This window comes from Belnapia sp. AC561, from assembly GCF_979252845.1.
In genome coordinates, this window is sequence record NZ_CEEDBP010000389.1 from 1 (window position 1) to 248 (window position 248).

At 60.9% G+C, this 248-nt stretch carries 1 protein-coding gene; it reads right to left on the bottom strand.

What is annotated here, in order from left to right; genetic code table 11:
• Positions 1-65 precede the first annotated feature (65 nt).
• The coding region (locus tag AC0IW9_RS31550; RefSeq protein WP_471652227.1) for a hypothetical protein at positions 66-248 on the bottom strand (183 nt) is incomplete at its 5' end.

The following is a 248-nucleotide window of genomic DNA, read 5'->3' on the forward strand; positions in this document are numbered from 1 at the left end:
TGTCAGGGATGCGAAGGTCCGCCAAGCCTGAGGCTAAGATGTGCAGCGCTAGCAGTTTGAGACGATTAAACGCCTTGAGCATGATAGCTGATCGCGCTTTTCCGCGGCCGTGAGGACGCTTCGCCGGGGTGACCGGACGGGGAAGTCATCACCCGAAGGCCGCGGATACCAAGGTCGAGAACCATCTTGCAGGAGGCTTGGATGCCGCGCGTGGTCATGGCAAAGGGGACGCTCCCCACGGCATAAGG